The following is a 14,227-nucleotide window of genomic DNA, read 5'->3' as shown; positions in this document are numbered from 1 at the left end:
CAACAATTTGATATAAATCCTGATCTTAGCAACTGTCGCGAACTAATATTTGTTGAAATGTTTATAAAGGAGCTTTAGAATAATGTAAGGAGAGGCTTTCATAATCATCATTAAGATGAATTTTGAATAAAATTTAATATAGATAATGGATTAGGAGGTTATCTGATGCCAAAATATACAATTGTAGACAAAGATACATGCATCGCTTGTGGCGCCTGTGGAGCTGCTGCACCTGATATATATGATTACGATGATGAAGGAATAGCATATGTGATCCTGGATGATAATCAAGGCACTGCTGAAATTCCAGATATTCTCGAAGATGATATGATTGATGCATTCGAAGGCTGTCCAACAGATTCAATCAAAGTTGCAGATGCACCATTTGATGGGGACGCATTAAAATATGAATAAAAACAAAAGCGCAAGCGCCTTGATCAGCCCCGACAAGCAAATGTTCTGAGACAGGAAAAGTCCGGTCTTGACTTTTATTGGCTCAGGTTATTTGACCTCGAGGGGCTAGGCGCTGGAGCTGGACGATTAAAAAGCGCAAGCGCCTTATTACGGCGCTTGCGCTTTTATTCATTTATACGCTTTTATATGCTATTTGCTTGTTCAGCCAGCCATTCATCCGGCTATACAGCAGAAGGAATATAATCGTAACGATAATGCCTTTAATCACATTAAATGGTAAGATGGCTGCCACTACAAGTTGGCGCATTTCCGAAGTCTCCATCGCTGGCCATCCAAGTAAAAGTGTATAGGCTGGCAATATAGCAACGTAGTTTATGATGCTCATAAAAACAGCCATGAATAATGTACCCACCACAAGAGAGACAGCAAGCCCCCTCTTCATTTTCAAGCGTTTATAAACAAAATAGGTTGGTAAGACGAATAAGATTCCCGCAAGGAAATTAGCCATATTTCCAATCGGAATACCAACTTCGCTCCCGCTCGTTAAATAATCCAATATGTTTTTAAACAATTCAACCAAGATAGCGGCAACCGGTCCAAACATTAAGGCAGCGATCAGTGCAGGAATATCGCTAAAGTCTACTGATAAATATGCCGGAAATGGCGGGATTGGAAACTTAATGAGCATCAAAATAAAGGATAAGCTGCTCAACATTCCAATCGCTACAAAAGATTTTACATTCAATTTCTTCATTTTCCTCTCTCCTTAGAGATTCATCCCTTGTTGAAGAAAGGTATGCCCAAATGCGTACCCAAATAAAAAACCTCAAAGAAAAATTTTCTTTGAGGGAGATATCAGGCATGCATTAACAAGCGTTCAAAACCTGCTTTTTTGAACACTAGGCAACCTCCATCTTCTCCCATCCAGACTATACTGTCGGCTTTGGAATCTCACCAAATCCTGCCCCAAAAGAGGCTCGCGGGCTGAGAAGCAATGGCTTCATTACCGCCGGTGGGGAATTTCACCCCGCCCCGAAGATGAATCGTATTTTATTTTACATAATAAGTATACACTAGTTGCCGTATATTGTGAAGAAAAACCTAATTCATCATTGTTTTAACAGGTTAGGAGCATAAGGGACTTGGATGGGCTGATCAAAATTGAAGTCCTCCCATGTTCTCTGTTCAATATTTTCGAATTTCACCTTTTGATAACCAAACTCTTTTGCTGTTAATAATATTCCTTCAATCATTCTCATGTTTACACTTCTGTCTCCTCGCTGCAAATCAAGGGGTTTCTTAAACGTAATCACCGCTTCTGTTTTATATTCTTGAGCTACTTCCGGTCTCACATTTTCGGGAATTAATGATGGATAATAATCGTTAGGTGAGAATTTCAGGCTCTCAATAGCGGCTGCCAATGTAGCCGATCTCGATAGTGCAGGTACAATATACATGTCACCGTTCCCAAGTTCATACAGATAATGTGATTTTTTCGTAATTTTTTTCAGCGTTCGATCCTGAAGAACACCAAATTCGCCGAGTTCCACAGGTTCATCTATTTCATTTACAAATTTAACTAATTCAATATCTTGGCTTGCCAATGTATAGTCGAGCATTTCCATCACTTGTTTTTCATACATATTAAAAAAAGCCATATTTTTTGAAGTAATTATTACTTTTGCCGTTTTTGTCTTGTCATCGTAGTCTAACGCCTTTATTAATGGATTAATATCATGAAAACCATATTGAGTTAGGTCAAATGAGTCGGCAGTTTCTTTATAGTAGTTAAGCCAGCTTTCGTGATTGGCCGCTTTTGGTAATAGAATACTAACGGGAAGCACATGAGCGTCATCAGTCACAGCTCCAAATGTTACCAGTTCACTATTCTCCATATCTTCTTTATATACTGCTGTTCTCAAATGGCTTTCAGTTTCAGCAAACTGTTCTACACTATTATCTTCAATAACCATAGATTTCATATCCATTTTCATATCACTGGACTCTCCCGAATTGGCACTATCTTTAGCTTCCTGATTTATTCTAAACGAATCTCCTGATGATTGCTGTAATATGACGGGAAAGATAAGTAAAAATAATAAAAGAGCAGCAAAGCCAGATATGGCGGGAATAAACATCGGTCTTTTTTGTTTTTTATGAACGTTGGTCTGAACATTACGATAAATATCATGCATTGATCGGCGATCTTTCATAGCCGGAAGCTGTTTAAGAAGCTTAATCATTTTCTCTTCGCTGTGATTAGATCGAGGCATGATTATCTTCCTCCTTTTCGAGTCGACTTTCCATTACCTCTCTTAATGATTTTAACGCTCTGTGTTGAGTCGTTTTTACTTTGCTTTCTGTCCAATTTAGAGCCTCTGCCGCTTCAGCAATGGTGAGGCCATTTATATATCTCAAAATCAATATAATTCGGTAGTTCGTATTACATAAATCAAGGCATTCGTATAATATTTTGATATCTTCATTTTTGAGTGCTGTTTCTTCTGGTAAGGGAGCCAAGTCCTTTACTTGATGCCGGTCCCAATCGAACTTCTCATAAAGACGTTCTTTCCAGCTTTTATGTTTACGAAAATGGTCAATCGCTACATTTTTCGCAATTGAAAAGAGCCAAGTTTTTTCTGAACTTTTCCCTTCAAACTTTACGTATGAGCGCATCACTCTTATATATACTTCTTGGACTAGATCTTCAGCTTCCTCACGATTTTTCACCATGTAAAACAAAAACTGAAAGAGATCTTGGTGATATTTACTGTATATATCATGAAACACGGAGTTCATCCATTCCCCTCCCCGTTAAAGTATTAGTCGTATGATCGGAAAAAAGGTTTCATAAAATAAAAAAAGTCGATATTATTTAAATAGTACAATTAATTTCGCCATAAGAAAACGGGTTGAACAACAATTTCAGTTATTCAACCCGTAATGATTAAAAGCTGTTTCCCATGAAACAAGATTACATGCCAACTTTCAACATATTTCCACTATATTTCAGGCAAGAAGAAGGAAAAGGTTGTTCCTTGCCCTAGTTTACTTTGAACCGAAATCTCACCATTGTGGGCATCAATAATATTTTTTGCGATAGCTAGACCTAAGCCTGTACCAGCCCTTCCCCTCGTACGCGCTTTATCAGCTTTATAAAAGCGTTCAAATACAAAAGGGAGATCTTCCTCTGGTATCCCCGTTCCATCGTCTTGAACAGAAATAGTGATACCTTTTGCATTTTTTGTTTGTGTAATCATGATGGAGCCTTTTTCTTTTGTATGCCTGATCGCATTATCAATTAAGTTTGTCAAAACTTGCTCAATTCTATCTGGATCCATTTTAAAAGTAAGTCCACTAGAATCAATACGACTTTCAATCATTACATTATGATCTCGCGCAAGCCCACCAAATTTATACTTTATTCGATTAATAAATGATTCAATATCTATTTCTTCATAATTAAGGGCAATGTGGCCTGCTTCCATCCTTGCCAAATCCAACAGCTCATTAACAAGACGGCCAATGCGGAGCGATTCATCATAAATAATTTTTGCGAGTTCCTTCTTCTCTTTTTCTGACTCAGCTATATCATCAATGATCGCTTCACTATATCCTTGTAACATGGAAATCGGTGTCCTAAGTTCATGTGAAACATTGGAGACAAAGTCAATCCGCAGTTTATCAAGACGTCTCTCTTCAGTCATATCCCGGACAACAGCGACTGCACCACGCACGCTTTCTTGATTTTGAGTATATAAAGGACTAATGATAATTACATAATAGCGGCCTTGAAGCTTTAGCTCTCCAATCTGCTCAGTTTCCGTTTCAATCGCCAAAGAAAGGAGTTCAGCTAACTCAGTTGGTACCGCAATGTCTTCTTCACTCTCGTAATGCCATTGTTGTAAAAAGCGTTCTGCCGGAGGATTCGTAATTAGAATGGAACCATCTTGACTAAAAGTCATAACACCATCCGCCATACTACTCAAAATACTTTTTAGCTGTTCTTTTTCTTGACTTAATACATTCATATTTATTTTTAGTCTTTTACCCATTTGATTAAAGGCAATGGCTAATTCTCCAATTTCATCATGACTGAAAAATGGAACCTTCGTATCGAATTTCCCTTTCGAAACTTCGAATGCAGCTTCTTTCATTTTTCTTAATGGAGAAGTAATTCGAGTCGATAGAAAGAAAGCAAAAATAGTCGTTAATATAATGGCAATTCCGGCAGCAAGTAATATAAGCCTTGTTGTTTTTTGAGTTGTGTCCTTCAATACAGCAAGTGATTGGTAAATGAAAATTGCACCTTTTTGACCGTCCTTAACTTCTAGAGGAACACCTGCCACGATGAAATTTTCATATCGGCTGCCTCTCCTACCTGTATCGGTAAGTGATAATTCTTTTCGAATGGTTGCTCTTTCTGAAAACACTTTTGATAAATCCTTATCATTTAAAAAAACTTCAGCGGGTATCCAGCCTTGCAAAGCTGCATCTGGTGAAAATAAAAAGTTCTCTTTATTATAGGCAATGGCAACACCAACAGGGTCATCCACTATCTCAAAAACAATCTTCTCTCCAAGACTGTCATTTGCATGGGCTTCGATGATACCGGATATTTTTTTTGCTTGTTCGGCCAAGCCTTGTTCTATTTGATTTACATGATATTTATCAAAAAACTCTAATAGCAGCATCGTTAAAATGATTAGAACGAAGGATACGAGGAGGAGGATTGTTATCCAGAGCTTCCCTACTACACTACGCCATAGCCTCATTCATGACCTACCTCGAACTTATACCCAACTCCCCAGACCGTTACAATCATTCCGGCAGCCTTATCTGAGACGCGGTTTAATTTTTCACGCAGTCTTTTAACATGGGTATCAACTGTTCTCAAATCTCCAAAGAATTCATATTGCCAAACTTCTTTTAAAAGATGTTCACGATCGAAAACCTTATCAGGTGATTTCGCTAAAAAATGAAGCAATTCGTATTCCTTAGGTGTTAGATTAACTTCTTTGCCATCAGCAGTTACCCGGTGAGCATCGTGATCAATGGAAAGATGTGGATAAACAATAATATCTCTTGCTGAAGCACCTGACTGTAAATACCCTGTTTGAGATGATCTTCTAAGTAACGCTTTCACACGAAGAACCACTTCTCTTGGACTGAACGGCTTAACGATATAATCATCGGTACCCACTTCAAATCCTTGGACTCTGTTAGCTTCTTCTCCCTTTGCGGTCAGCATGATGACAGGCGTGGCTTTCTCTTCGCGCAGTTCTTTACATACTTCTATTCCATCTTTACCAGGCATCATTAAATCGAGTAATATACAACTGTAATCATTGTTTAAGGCTAGCTCTAATGCTTCCTCGCCATCTGCAGCTTCGTCGATTACATAATTTTCTCTCTCTAAATACATTCTAAGCAATCTACGAATTCGATCTTCATCATCTACGACAAGAATTTTGATTTGTTGTTCCATTTACAATCCCCCTTAAATTTTCATCTGTCTACATTGTATAAGAAAGGAGCCCGCACCTAAAGAGTGAGGGCTTAGATTATAGGTTGAACCATGCTTCTCGTTAAGCATATGAATGTAACCCGGCTAAAATCAGGTTTACAGCAACTAAGTTGAACATAATAATGGCAAATCCGACAACGGCAAGCCAAGCCGATTTTTCTCCATGCCAGCCCCTTGAAAGTCTTAGATGAAGGAATGCCGCATAGAATAAAAACGTAATAAGAGCCCACACTTCCTTAGGATCCCAGCCCCAAAAGCGCGTCCAGGCGATTTGCGCCCAAATCATGGCAAAGATTAGGCCACCAAGGGTAAATACTGGAAAACCAATCAACACGGAACGATATCCAATCTCGTCCACTAAATCCAAATTTACTTTTTTCACAACTGGCTGCAAAGCTGTGCTGATTCGCCTTCTAAAAATAAGTCTAAATAGTAAATAAAGAGTAGACCCGGTTAACAAACTCCAAATAACTGTGTTCAGTTTTTGTGCGTTAATAATGGCTGGCATACTTGCGATCGGCTCCATTTTACCTTCCGTCATCAGTTCGCCTTCATGAGGCCCGACAATTGCCGGAAGATGGTAGGATGCGAGTCTTTCTTGTCCTTCTTTATTTATCCAGTTAAAATCCGCGTTGTATCCTGCAACTGAAAACGAGACAGAAATTACAATAAATCCGACCGTTAAGACAAGGGTATACATAATCGCTTCCAGCCAAAAAGCCCGTTTATCCTTAGCTTTTGTATCAACAGATTTCAGCAAATACATTATTCCCGCAACGAAGCTTAAAGCTAGGATAGCCTGTCCAGCTGCTACCGTTGTTACATGTATATAAAGCCAATGGCTTTTAAGTGAAGGGATGAGAGGACTAATTTCACTCGGAAACATACTGGCAAATGCAATCATCAACATAGATACAATTAGGGCAAACAGTCCAAGTACGTTTAATTTGTAAATGAAATAAATAATGATGAAAGCACCAACAAGCATCATTCCAAAAAAGGTAGTGAATTCAAACATATTACTAACTGGTGCATGACCGCCGGCTATCCAGCGTGTAATAAAGTATGCTAGCTGAGATATAAAACCAAGTATCGTCAAGGTAATAGCAATTTTTGACCACCTGTTAGGCCCGGCCTGTTTTTCACGACTTCTTTTCTCCCGAATACCGCCGCCGAAAAATAGTGTCGCAATCAAATATAGAATAAATGAAACTTCTAAAAAATTTCCGCTAATCTTTACTAGATCCGTCATCGGTTTTCCCACTTTCTTTGACGTTTTTTTTCTCCTCTTGCTGGTCAATCGTAACAGGAATTGACGTATCTTTTACGATGTACATAATTTCATTTCTTAAACTATGCCAGTTTTTATTCGTATGACCAGCAATTAAAATATTGCCATTAACGTTTTGCAGCCATATTCTTCGGTGATTCCAATACGAACCTTGGATCACACCAATCATGAAAATAGCTCCGCCGATGGCAAGAATCCATAATGTTAAATCCTTCCTCACAGTAAGCGCTGTTGCATTACGAGTGGATATATCTTTAAAAGCCATCTTATAATCAGTTTCACCGAGCGGCTCAACCGTTTGCCGTATTGCAGCAAAGCTTTTTTCGCCATCCGGATGTTCCGGTGATATCATATTAAATAAAAAAGCTGGATTATTAGGTACGGCTGAATCTGTTAGTGGTTCACCGCTTTTAGCAAAACCTGAGAAATCAGGATAATAGCCTAATAATTCAAGCTTGTACCCATTTTCAAGATCATATTCCTGCTGAGGATCAAATAAATCAATCGTTACTTCTCCTTTTATTTCATCCGTTGCTTTCTCTAAGAAATTGAAAGTCATCGTTTTAAATTCATCTAGTTTATAGTCGACTTGATAGATGGCATAGTTATCAAACTTCAAAGGTTCATTGACGCGAATTTTGGCTTCCTTCTCCTTGATAAGATTCTCATTATCACCGATCGTGCTTTCAGGATCACGCTTATAGAGAACAACATCGGACTGGAAGCTTTTAACGACCGAACCGATTCTATCAAGAGCAGCACCATACACTTCTTTATCTTTTTCCTTATCATATAATTCCATTGTGAATTTTTTATTTTCTAATACATATTCTTTATGAGTTCCTGGAATTGTTTTGATTTCCCCTTCACGCAGCCATAATACCTCATCTACATACATGCCAGGGACAAACCTCAGCATACCGCCAATAAGAAAGATAATAAGTCCGATATGATTTACATAAGGGCCCCAACGGGAAAAACGTCCTTTTTCTGCAAGAATATTTCCATTTTCTTCACTGATTTTATATCTTTTTTCTTTAAGACGTTTCTTGACGATATCAAAATCTTGTATTGTCTGTTCAGTGCTGGCGATTCGGTTAAATAATCGTTGTCTCATCAAAAAACTTTCATGGCGGCTAACCCGCTGATTCTTTAATGCCCTGTATAACGGAATTACTCGGTCCAGACTGCAAATAACGAGAGATATTCCAATGGAGGCAATCATTAATAAATACCACCACGAACTATATAAATCATGAAAACCTAGTAAATAATATATCTTTCCGAAGATACCATACTGTTCGGCATAGTAATCTGCAGGTGGAATATTTTGTGGAATATACATCACTTGAGGCAATATCGTTCCAAGTGCAGATGCAATCAATGTAATAACAATTAACCACACGCCTACTTTAACAGATGAGAAAAAGTTCCATATTTTATCTATATATCTTTTATTATAAGTTTGTGATCTACGGGCACTTCCTTCATAGCGCATATCATGCAGGCTTTCTTGTTTTGCTTCTTCCGTTAATGCCCTTCCACATGCTTCACATAAAATCGTGCCGATCGGATTTACATGACCACAAACACATTTTACTTCTTTCATTGATTAACTCCCCTATTAAGGTTTAATACTCTCCATCATTCCTTTTATTTTTGCTTCAGATAATCTTCCTTCTTCGATCATTGTGATTTTGCCTTCGGGATCGACTAGGAATGTAGCAGGTAAATTATAAATCTTGTACATCGACATAATGTCTTTCGTTTTATCTTTTAAGATTGGGTAATCAAGTGGATATTTTTGCAAAAAGTTATTTATTAAAAATTCCGGTTCTCCTACGTTGACTGCTAAAATTTCGACACCTAGATCTTTATATGTCTTATATTGATTGTTCATATCAGGCATTTCATCTTTACAAGGATCACAATATGTAGCCCAAAAATTTAAAAATACTCCCTTACCCTCGTAATCAGATAATTTATGTTTATTGCCTTCCATGTCAGTTAAGACAAAATCTGGGGCCTTGTCACCAACGGAAATTTTCGCATGCTTTTCTTTCGTAAAATTGGCATATAATGTGTACACTACAGCCGCAGCCATAATGGACAAAATAATCGTCCTTATCATTAAGCGCCTTTTTTTCTTATCAGACATACTTCTATTCTTACCTCCCGAGGGTTTAGCCACATAACAGTTATTATAACATCGTAATGGCCCATGCTTGGCTGTTTGTTTTGAAGGTTATGTGAAACTTTATTTTAGCCTGTGCATGCCTTTTCCTGTCTCAGCTAATGTTCGTAGCTGTTTAACTTCATGCGGCGTTAATTCCCTGAATTCTCCAGCATTTAATCCATGCAAATTAAGTGTCCCGTATTGTTCTCGCTTAAGTTTTATAACAGGGTGACCAATTGCCTCCATCATTCTTCGTACTTGTCGATTTCGCCCTTCGTGGATAACAATCTCTACAATTGCATTACCTTTTCGCTTATCCAATGACTTAAGTTTGACCCTTGCAGGCGCAGTCTTACCATCTTCAAGGCGAATTCCTCGTTCTAATTTTTTTAACGACTCTTTTAACGGAATGCCTTCCACTTTTGCAATATACGTCTTTTGGACGCCAAAGCGAGGATGGGCAAGTAAATTCGTAAATTCGCCATCATTGGATAATATCAACAGTCCTGAAGTATCATAGTCTAGCCTGCCAATTGGATAAATCCGTTCTCCGATATGTGGGAAAAAGTCCGTTACCACTTTTCTCCCTTTATCATCTGTAACGGCTGAAATAACTCCTCTTGGTTTATAGAGTAGAAAATACCTCTTTTCTTCCTGCTCAAGAGGGATTCCATTTACCTCAACTTTGTCTGAAGGTGAAACTTTCACTCCCAATTCTTTCACAATCTTGCCATTCACTTTCACTTTACCTTCAAGGATTAGCTCTTCAGCCTTCCTACGCGATGCTACACCAGCATAAGCAATTACTTTCTGCAAACGTTCCATATATTTCCACCTCATCATAATTATCAGGCTTTTACTGTATGAATTATTACATATGTCAAGTGAAAATCAAAGGAAGATTACTCTTAATTCCCTTGAAAACAAAAAAAAATGTCCAGATTAAGAACTGAACATTAAAGTTACGATAATAATTGCGGCAGAAATTCCGACAAGATCTGCCAATAAACCTACTTTTAATGCATCGCCCATTTTTTTTATTCCCACTGCTCCGAAGTAAACTGTCAATACATAAAACGTAGTATCCGTACTCCCTTGGATGGTGGAGGCAAGCCTGCCGATTAAAGAGTCAGGGCCATGAACAGAGAGGATATCACTCATCAACCCAAGAGCTGCATTCCCGGAAATAGGCCTAATCAAAGCTAATGGAACAATTTCAGCGGGAACACCGAGAACTTCTAGCAACGGCCTTATAAATTGGATAAAGAAATCTAATGCTCCTGATGTTCGAAAGACGGTTATCGCAACAAGCATGCCAACTAAAAATGGGATAATAGAGACGGCAATTTTAATACCCTCTTTTCCACCTTCCACAAAATGTTCATATGCCGGTATTTTCTTCCATGCACTATAAAGTAATATAGTTCCAATAATTACAGGGACAATCCATAACGAAATTGTGGAAATGAGCTGCACGATTATTTCACGCCCTTTCTAATTCGGCGCTTGTAAAAAAACCGATCAATCATAATGGCTGCGACTGTAGCGCAAACGGTGGCAATTAAAGTTGGACCTACAATTTCAGTAGGCGATGATGAATTGTATTTCATTCTGATGGCTATGACTGTCGTGGGGATGAGCGTAAATCCCGATGTATTTAAGGCGAGAAAGGTCACCATGGATCTACTCACTGAGGACTTCCCGCCATTAAGTGCTTTCAACTGCTCCATTGCTTTAATTCCAAGAGGTGTAGCAGCATTTCCTAAACCAAACATATTCGCGATAATATTTGATAAGATATATCCAATCGCGGGATGATCATCCGGAACTTCCGGAAACAACTTTATTATTAATGGTTTAAATAATGTAGATAGTTTTGCCAGTAAACCGGCTTCCTGTGCTATTCTCATTATTCCAAGCCAAAAAACGAGAATGCTAATTAGTCCTATACATAACGTGACTGCTTCATTAGCCGAATGAAAGATTGCTTCGTTTACATCTTTCATTTTTCCGTTGGCAGCTGCAAACACCAGACCAATGACTGTCATCGCGATCCAAATATAGTTAATCATTGTGCATCACACCAGTCTGGCCAAATAATAGATTTTGCAGCTTTTGCCACCAAGTTTCTTTTTTTTCGATTTTTTCCATATAGATTGGAACCCGTTTAATTGGTTCATCGTGAAAATAAAGAATGGCTATGCCAACTTGCCCTTCTGTAATCTTGGCTAATTTCTCTTCTTGCAATAATTTGTATTCAATTCTAACTTCATCTTCCTCTTCTTTTGACAAGGGATAATAAATAGATTCCTTTAAATATAGATTCTTATTTTTAGTACCTTTAAGATTAATTGAAATCGGCCCTTCATTCATTACAGTGTGGATTGGATATGAATTAAATCCAAGCTCATACATCGCTATATGATCATCCCAATCATCAGAACCATCGAGCGTAACAGCGATTAGCTCAGTTCCGTTCCTAGCTGCAGTTGAGACAAGTGTTCGTCCGGCCCGTTTTGTAAAACCCGTTTTACCACCTGTACAGTATTTATATTTTTCGGTTAAAAGCCTGTTTTTGTTTGTCCAACTTTGGGGACCCTTATCCCGAGAAAATTTATAAACTTTTGTGCCTGATATGGTTCGATATGTGTCGTTTAACATTGCGTAGCGGGTTAATAATGCCATATCATAAGGTGTGGAATAATGATTTTTATGATCATCCAGGCCGTGTGGATTTGCAAAGACTGTATTGGACATCCCCAATTCCTCTGCTTTCTGATTCATCATATAGACAAAGCCTTCAAGACTGCCACCAACATGCTCAGCAATAGCCCGTGCAGCATCATTGCCAGATCGGAGCATTAAACCATAGACCAAATCCTCGAGCTTTATTCGTTCACCAGGCTGAAGGTATATGGATGAACCCTCTGTATAAACGGCTTCCTTGCTAACTTTTACAGTTTCATTCATTTTTCCGGACTCAATAGCGATTATGGCTGTCATTATTTTTGTTATCGAAGCAATCCGCCGTTTTTCATGAGGATTTTTTTCATACAATACCCTTCCTGAATTTTGCTCCATCAATACTGCTCCAGAAGAACTCACCGAAAAGGCATATGTACTCTTTGGCAAGAGGATCGCAAGCAGCAATGTAAGAGCTAGGCTAATAAAGACGATTTTTCTTTTTGCTATCATTCACTCGCTCCCCGTTTCCATATTTTCAGCACCAGTTTGTACAAGTTTATGCTTCTGTTATTCTGATATGTATAAAAAAATAACTGCCGTGGATACGACAGTTATTTGCAGCATCTATTCAATTTGCTCTTTAAATGATGAGAAAAATAAATCTGCATCATCTTGCGGATCATCTTCATTCAATGTGTTAGGAAGTTCTGGAAGTTCGTCTAGAGATTTAAGGCCAAAATAATCCAAAAATTCTTTAGTAGTACCATATAACTTGGCTCTACCGGTTCCTTCTGCTCTACCCGCTTCTTTAATTAATCCTTTTGCCACCAAAGTCTGAAGCGGCCGTTCTGTTTTTACACCCCGTATTTCCTCAATCTCCACCCTTGTAATTGGCTGTTTGTAAGCAATGATTGCCAAAGTTTCAAGGCCAGCTTGTGATAATGTAGAAGGTCCAGGGCTTTCTACAAGCCTTTTTAAATAATCTGCAAAATCTCGTTTCGTCGCAAGTTGATATGTTTCGGCAAGAATTGTTACAGTAATTCCTCGGCTTGTATCTTGATCATAATTAGATTTCAACTGTTCAAGCAAGATGATTGCTTCATCCTCAACGATTTCCATGGTTGTACATATTTGCTTCAGTGATAAACCTTCGTCACCTGCAGCAAATAGTAAGCATTCAAGAATTCCGATTAACTTAGAATCAACCAACAGCCCCCGACTCCTTTCTTCCTGTTAAAAAAATTTCTCCAAAAATGCCTTCTTGTTCAACATGAATCTCGTTACGCTTCATCAATTCAAGCACAGCAAGAAATGTGATTACTATATGTTGTTTATCATCATTTGGAAAAAGTTCATAAAAGCTAAATCTAGATTCATTATTACGTAGTTCATGAAGAATTTCCGTCATTCGATCATCAATAGAGATTTCTTGATTTGAAATTTTTGCAGAGATGGGTTTTTTTAGTTTTTTTCTTCTTACTAGCTTATGATAAGCCCCAAGCATATCATATATAGATACATTGAAATCAACATGAAGAGAGTGAGTTGACTCCGCATATGCCGAAAGATCGCTTGGTGGCTTCGTATACATTTGACCGCGCTCAAACTCTTTTTGTTTTAATGCTTGTGCGGCTTCCTTAAACTTTTTGTATTCAATTAATTGTTCAACAAGTTCATCTCTTGGATCTTCTTCCTCGTATATATGTTCTTCAATTTCATCATCATAGTCATATTTAGGCAAAAGCATTTTGCTTTTTATAGCTAGCAAGGTCGCAGCCATCACTAAATACTCGCTTGCTCCGTCAAGCTCCAATTCCGTCATTGCATTGATATAAATCAAATACTGTTCAGATATTTCCGCTACCGGAATATCGTAAATGTCAATTTCGAGACGATTGATGAGATGTAATAAAAGGTCTAGCGGTCCTTCAAAAGCATCAATTTTTACTTGGTATTCCATTTAATCACCAATTCCACAACTGAATTACATTATAAAATGTCCATTCCTTATCATATAACAGCGCGACCAGAAAATGAAGAAAAACCGGAAATAGATAGGGCATCACAAACATCGTTTAAAAATATGTTATAATTATACTTTAGTCAACTATTAATATAGAGAAAGGAGCAGCAT

The 14,227-nt window shown here is 38.0% G+C and carries 15 protein-coding genes and 1 riboswitch; of the genes, 1 reads left to right on the top strand and 14 read right to left on the bottom strand.

The annotated features are described in order from the left end of the window. The first annotated feature begins 165 nt into the window (after positions 1 to 165). Complete coding sequence (locus tag KHA88_RS02940; RefSeq protein WP_213097246.1) at positions 166 to 414, top strand: ferredoxin; 249 nt, start codon at positions 166 to 168, stop codon at positions 412 to 414. Between the two features lie 172 nt (positions 415 to 586). On the opposite strand, the gene KHA88_RS02935 is transcribed toward KHA88_RS02940, so the two are convergent. From KHA88_RS02935 to KHA88_RS02870, 14 genes are all read right to left on the bottom strand, one after another. After that, on the bottom strand, positions 587 to 1,168 hold the full coding sequence (locus KHA88_RS02935; RefSeq protein WP_283247387.1) for an ECF transporter S component: 582 nt from the start codon (positions 1,166 to 1,168) through the stop codon (positions 587 to 589). A gap of 154 nt (positions 1,169 to 1,322) precedes the next feature. Next, positions 1,323 to 1,458, bottom strand: a riboswitch (FMN riboswitch). Between the two features lie 65 nt (positions 1,459 to 1,523). Further along, complete coding sequence (locus tag KHA88_RS02930) at positions 1,524 to 2,687, bottom strand: hypothetical protein (RefSeq protein ID WP_213097247.1); 1,164 nt, start codon at positions 2,685 to 2,687, stop codon at positions 1,524 to 1,526. After that, entirely contained in the window at positions 2,674 to 3,213 is a 540-nt protein-coding gene (locus KHA88_RS02925; protein ID WP_213097248.1) for an RNA polymerase sigma factor SigX, read from the bottom strand. The genes KHA88_RS02930 and KHA88_RS02925 overlap by 14 nt, the downstream gene beginning before the upstream one ends. Positions 3,214 to 3,416: 203 nt before the next feature. Next, complete coding sequence (locus KHA88_RS02920; RefSeq protein ID WP_213121380.1) at positions 3,417 to 5,189, bottom strand: ATP-binding protein; 1,773 nt, start codon at positions 5,187 to 5,189, stop codon at positions 3,417 to 3,419. Then, positions 5,186 to 5,902 carry a response regulator transcription factor gene (locus tag KHA88_RS02915; RefSeq protein ID WP_213097250.1) on the bottom strand — a complete coding sequence of 239 codons (717 nt, stop codon included), beginning with the start codon at positions 5,900 to 5,902 and terminating at the stop codon, positions 5,186 to 5,188. Before KHA88_RS02915 ends, KHA88_RS02920 begins: the two co-directional genes overlap by 4 nt. A gap of 100 nt (positions 5,903 to 6,002) precedes the next feature. Continuing rightward, positions 6,003 to 7,193 carry a c-type cytochrome biogenesis protein CcsB gene (gene ccsB / locus KHA88_RS02910; RefSeq protein WP_213097251.1) on the bottom strand — a complete coding sequence of 397 codons (1,191 nt, stop codon included), beginning with the start codon at positions 7,191 to 7,193 and terminating at the stop codon, positions 6,003 to 6,005. Then, the gene (gene resB / locus KHA88_RS02905; protein ID WP_213097252.1) at positions 7,171 to 8,841 is read right to left on the bottom strand and encodes a cytochrome c biogenesis protein ResB; all 1,671 of its coding nucleotides are present in this window, start codon (positions 8,839 to 8,841) and stop codon (positions 7,171 to 7,173) included. Before resB ends, ccsB begins: the two co-directional genes overlap by 23 nt. Positions 8,842 to 8,856: 15 nt before the next feature. Beyond that, positions 8,857 to 9,390 (bottom strand): thiol-disulfide oxidoreductase ResA, encoded by a 534-nt coding sequence (gene resA, locus KHA88_RS02900; protein WP_213097253.1) that lies wholly within the window; start codon positions 9,388 to 9,390, stop codon positions 8,857 to 8,859. 99 nt (positions 9,391 to 9,489) lie between these two features. Continuing rightward, positions 9,490 to 10,233, bottom strand: coding sequence for a pseudouridine synthase (locus KHA88_RS02895; protein ID WP_213097254.1), 744 nt, complete (start codon positions 10,231 to 10,233; stop codon positions 9,490 to 9,492). Positions 10,234 to 10,350: 117 nt separating this feature from the next. Beyond that, positions 10,351 to 10,884, bottom strand: coding sequence for a spore maturation protein (locus tag KHA88_RS02890; protein ID WP_213097255.1), 534 nt, complete (start codon positions 10,882 to 10,884; stop codon positions 10,351 to 10,353). Positions 10,885 to 10,886: 2 nt separating this feature from the next. After that, a complete protein-coding gene (locus KHA88_RS02885) occupies positions 10,887 to 11,480 on the bottom strand; it encodes a nucleoside recognition domain-containing protein (RefSeq protein ID WP_213097256.1) in 594 nt (197 codons plus the stop codon). After that, positions 11,473 to 12,603 (bottom strand): D-alanyl-D-alanine carboxypeptidase family protein, encoded by a 1,131-nt coding sequence (locus KHA88_RS02880; RefSeq protein WP_213097257.1) that lies wholly within the window; start codon positions 12,601 to 12,603, stop codon positions 11,473 to 11,475. The genes KHA88_RS02885 and KHA88_RS02880 overlap by 8 nt, the downstream gene beginning before the upstream one ends. A gap of 114 nt (positions 12,604 to 12,717) precedes the next feature. After that, positions 12,718 to 13,302, bottom strand: a complete 585-nt coding sequence (gene scpB / locus KHA88_RS02875) for an SMC-Scp complex subunit ScpB (protein ID WP_213097258.1) — start codon at positions 13,300 to 13,302, stop codon at positions 12,718 to 12,720. After that, positions 13,295 to 14,053 carry a segregation/condensation protein A gene (locus KHA88_RS02870; protein ID WP_213097259.1) on the bottom strand — a complete coding sequence of 253 codons (759 nt, stop codon included), beginning with the start codon at positions 14,051 to 14,053 and terminating at the stop codon, positions 13,295 to 13,297. The genes scpB and KHA88_RS02870 overlap by 8 nt, the downstream gene beginning before the upstream one ends. Positions 14,054 to 14,227 lie beyond the last annotated feature (174 nt).

It is taken from the genome of Lederbergia citrea (assembly GCF_018343525.1).
GTDB lineage: Bacteria > Bacillota > Bacilli > Bacillales > Bacillaceae_C > Lederbergia > Lederbergia citrea.
The sequence above is the reverse complement of the archived record's forward strand: the minus strand, read 5'-3'. Positions and strand labels throughout refer to the sequence as shown.

What these genes read in the sequence shown, in the direction of transcription:
- KHA88_RS02940 (WP_213097246.1), top strand. Translation starts at nt 166, where the DNA reads ATGCCAAAATATACAATTGTAGACAAAGATACATGCATCGCTTGTGGC.
- KHA88_RS02935 (WP_283247387.1), bottom strand. Translation starts at nt 1,168, where the DNA reads ATGAAGAAATTGAATGTAAAATCTTTTGTAGCGATTGGAATGTTGAGC.
- KHA88_RS02930 (WP_213097247.1), bottom strand. Translation starts at nt 2,687, where the DNA reads ATGCCTCGATCTAATCACAGCGAAGAGAAAATGATTAAGCTTCTTAAA.
- KHA88_RS02925 (WP_213097248.1), bottom strand. Translation starts at nt 3,213, where the DNA reads ATGAACTCCGTGTTTCATGATATATACAGTAAATATCACCAAGATCTC.
- KHA88_RS02920 (WP_213121380.1), bottom strand. Translation starts at nt 5,189, where the DNA reads ATGAGGCTATGGCGTAGTGTAGTAGGGAAGCTCTGGATAACAATCCTC.
- KHA88_RS02915 (WP_213097250.1), bottom strand. Translation starts at nt 5,902, where the DNA reads ATGGAACAACAAATCAAAATTCTTGTCGTAGATGATGAAGATCGAATT.
- ccsB (WP_213097251.1), bottom strand. Translation starts at nt 7,193, where the DNA reads ATGACGGATCTAGTAAAGATTAGCGGAAATTTTTTAGAAGTTTCATTT.
- resB (WP_213097252.1), bottom strand. Translation starts at nt 8,841, where the DNA reads ATGAAAGAAGTAAAATGTGTTTGTGGTCATGTAAATCCGATCGGCACG.
- resA (WP_213097253.1), bottom strand. Translation starts at nt 9,390, where the DNA reads ATGTCTGATAAGAAAAAAAGGCGCTTAATGATAAGGACGATTATTTTG.
- KHA88_RS02895 (WP_213097254.1), bottom strand. Translation starts at nt 10,233, where the DNA reads ATGGAACGTTTGCAGAAAGTAATTGCTTATGCTGGTGTAGCATCGCGT.
- KHA88_RS02885 (WP_213097256.1), bottom strand. Translation starts at nt 11,480, where the DNA reads ATGATTAACTATATTTGGATCGCGATGACAGTCATTGGTCTGGTGTTT.
- KHA88_RS02880 (WP_213097257.1), bottom strand. Translation starts at nt 12,603, where the DNA reads ATGATAGCAAAAAGAAAAATCGTCTTTATTAGCCTAGCTCTTACATTG.
- KHA88_RS02870 (WP_213097259.1), bottom strand. Translation starts at nt 14,053, where the DNA reads ATGGAATACCAAGTAAAAATTGATGCTTTTGAAGGACCGCTAGACCTT.